This window comes from Bilophila sp. (genome assembly GCF_057864385.1).
The window spans coordinates 1-2,924 of record NZ_DBMAFI010000134.1 but is presented as its reverse complement, the minus strand read 5'-3'; the positions used below and the strand labels follow the sequence as shown (position 1 = coordinate 2,924).

The window sequence follows — 2,924 nt, the reverse complement described above, 5'->3', positions numbered from 1 at the left end:
AGATACGCGGCGTTTTGTCCGCAGGCCAGTCTCCCTGCATGGGCGTATCCCCTTTCAAAATACGCACGCAGCGGGAGCGCTACCTCACGCGGGACGAAGCGTGGCGGCTCATGCGGGCGCTGGAAAAAAGCGACCATCCAGAGGCCGTTGCCCTCCGGCTGCTTTTGCTGACCGGCGCGCGCAAGAGCGAAATCCTCAAGGCCCGCTGGGAACATGTCCGTCTGGATTTGCGGCTGCTCGTCGTGCCCTTGTCCAAGTCCGGCAAGCCGCGCCATATCCCCCTCTCAGACGAAGCCATCGCAGTCATTCGCTCCATCCCGCGCCAGCAAGGGCTCCCGTGGCTGTTCCCCGGACATGCTCCGGGAAAGCCGCTTTCCGCTCTCTATCTGTTTTGGAACAGGATCCGGCGGGAATTGGGGCTTGCCGACGTGCGCATCCACGATTTGCGGCATACCTTCGCCTCTTTTCTGGTCAATGCCGGGCACTCGCTCTATGAGGTGCAAAAGCTGCTGGGGCACGGCGATCCCAGAACCACCATGCGATACGCCCATCTGGGGCAGGCATCGCTGGTGGCGGCAGCCCAGACTGTGAGTGCCTATCTTGCCAGGCATGACAATGAAAACGCACGCAGGAAAACCAACCCTCCGATACCGCGTAGGGCATAGGCAAAAAGGCTGCCTGAACACAGCCGCGTTTTGAGGCAGAGAACAAGAGAATAAAAAGAATCAAAAATGACAAAAAGGAAGGGAGAACCGAGCTGTTGGCCGGCCTTGGATAAAAACGGCTTTGTCTTGCCTGTCTTTGACTCCAAATGAGAGGCTCATCGACAGACACACTGTCGATGAAGCCTTGGAAATCAATACATTCTAATGGCTGTTTTGGCAATATCATCCCTCGAAGAAAAAAGTTTTCACTCTGCGCTTATCAAAATTCCCTATAAAATTACTCTGTTATTTCCATACCTCCTCATTTTTTCATAGCCAAAATCGACAGTGTGTCTGTCGATTTTGGCAGGGGCATCGATCCTTTATGAATACAGCGGGATTGAAGGCGTGCCTCTTTTTATCCCGCAACAGTTTTCCGGAGAAAGCACAGCGCATGAGTACGGTACAAAAGAAAGATTTTCAGGAAGTGGGATTTGCCGCAGCCGTACTACGACAGGAAGCGCATGCCCTTACCATGATGGCTCGCGGGCTGGACGCAGCGTTTTGCAGCGCTGTGGATTGCCTGTACGGGATAAACGGCAGAATTGCCGTCACGGGCATGGGCAAAAGCGGGCATGTGGCCCGCAAGGTGGCGGCAACGCTGGCTTCCACGGGTTCCCCCGCCTATTTCATCCATCCGGGCGAAGCCAGCCATGGAGACTTGGGGATGCTGGCCTCCGACGATGCCGTTCTGGCCTTTTCCAATTCCGGCAATACGGCGGAGCTTTCGGACATCATCCTGTATGCGGCCCGGCGCGACATCCCCCTGATAGGGGTAACGCGCAACGCGGACAGCCTGCTCGGCAAAAACGCCGCGCACCTCCTTTTGCTGCCGCTTGTGCCGGAAGCCGACCCGCTGGACTGCGCCCCCACCACGTCCACCACCCTGCAAATGGCTCTGGGCGACGCGCTGGCCCTGACGCTGATGCGTCGGCGCGGCTGTTCTCCCGAAGAATTCCACCGCTGGCATCCGGGTGGATCGCTCGGCCGCAAACTGATGACGGTCAGGGAAATCATGCACACGGGCGAGGAACTCCCCCTGCTTCCGGCGTCCTCGCCCATGCCGGAAGTGCTCATGCTGATGACCGGCAAGGGGTTCGGCGTGGCGGGCATCCTCGAAAAAAAACGGCTTGCGGGCATCATTACCGACGGCGACCTGCGCCGCCATATGGGGCCTTCGCTCATGGACAAGAAAGCAAAGCAGGTCATGCATCCCGATCCTATCGTAGTCAGTGAAGATACGCTTGCCGTGACCGCATTGCGGATCATGCAGGAAAACAAAATCACGTCGCTGTTCGTCACCGGCGAAGGGAAGCCGGTCGGCATCCTCAATGTCCATGACTGCCTGCGCGCGGGGGTGGAATGATGCTGCGCCACTGCCTGATTCTCTCCCTCGCCCTCTGTGCCGTGCTTTCCGGCTGCGCCGCGCGCGAATCCGCCGTCCCGGCGGCCTCTGTTCCGGAGGCGGCTCCCGCCGCGTTGCCGTTCGGCGAACAGGTGGCCGCCCTGCCCGAAGGTTCCACGCAATACTTTGCCGAAAGCCCCTTTGGGCAGGCCACGCTTGATGCTGGCCCACTCTACCTTTCCGGCCTGGGCAACGAATGCCGTTTGATCCGCGTCACGCGCGGAACCGCGAGCTACCAGCTCACACTTTGCAAGGAAAACGGCACATGGCGCTTCATCCCCAGCATCTTTGAGGGCATGCCGCAATGAATGCAGGCACCTTTCCCGCGCCGTCCGTTTCCTCCGCCCTGACCGTACAGGGCCGGGTCATTACCGCCCTTATCCTGCGTGAGGTGCATACCCTGTATGGCAATACACGGCTTGGATACCTTTGGGCAATTATACAAACGGCGTTCAATATCGGGGTATTTTGGCTGTTTCGTGAGTCCCTCGGCGCACACGCCCCCCACGGCATGGGGATGGCGGTCTTCCTCCTCTGCGGTTTTATCCCCTGGTATATGTTCAGAGACACCATTTCCCGTTGCGTAAAGGCCGTAAGCGCCAACCAGGCGCTGCTGACCTTCCCGCAGGTGACGGAACTGGACCTGATGCTTGCACGGTGCATCGTGGTCTGGGGAACGCAGCTCGTCTGCGCCGTCATCATTCTATCCATTGCCACCGCCCTGGGCCAGCCTTTGGAGCTGCGCCACGTCGACAGCCTTGCCGCTACCCTGCTTTTTGCCCCCCTGCTGGGCTTGGGCATGGGGCTTGTTTTCG

General features: G+C 59.0%; 4 protein-coding genes. All 4 read left to right on the top strand.

Features of this window, described 5'->3' with window-relative positions; all coding sequences use genetic code 11:
* On the top strand, nt 1–665 hold a 665-nt coding region (locus ACZM8Y_RS18015), incomplete at its 5' end, for a site-specific integrase (protein WP_489501997.1).
* Nucleotides 666–1,098: 433 nt separating this feature from the next.
* Entirely contained in the window at nt 1,099–2,070 is a 972-nt protein-coding gene (locus ACZM8Y_RS18010) for a KpsF/GutQ family sugar-phosphate isomerase (RefSeq protein WP_482334830.1), read from the top strand.
* Nucleotides 2,067–2,417: an RT0821/Lpp0805 family surface protein gene (locus tag ACZM8Y_RS18005; RefSeq protein WP_482334832.1), complete on the top strand. Its 351-nt coding sequence runs from the start codon at nt 2,067–2,069 to the stop codon at nt 2,415–2,417. The genes ACZM8Y_RS18010 and ACZM8Y_RS18005 overlap by 4 nt, the downstream gene beginning before the upstream one ends.
* The coding region (locus tag ACZM8Y_RS18000) for an ABC transporter permease (protein ID WP_489501996.1) at nt 2,414–2,924 on the top strand (511 nt) is incomplete at its 3' end. The genes ACZM8Y_RS18005 and ACZM8Y_RS18000, both read left to right, overlap by 4 nt.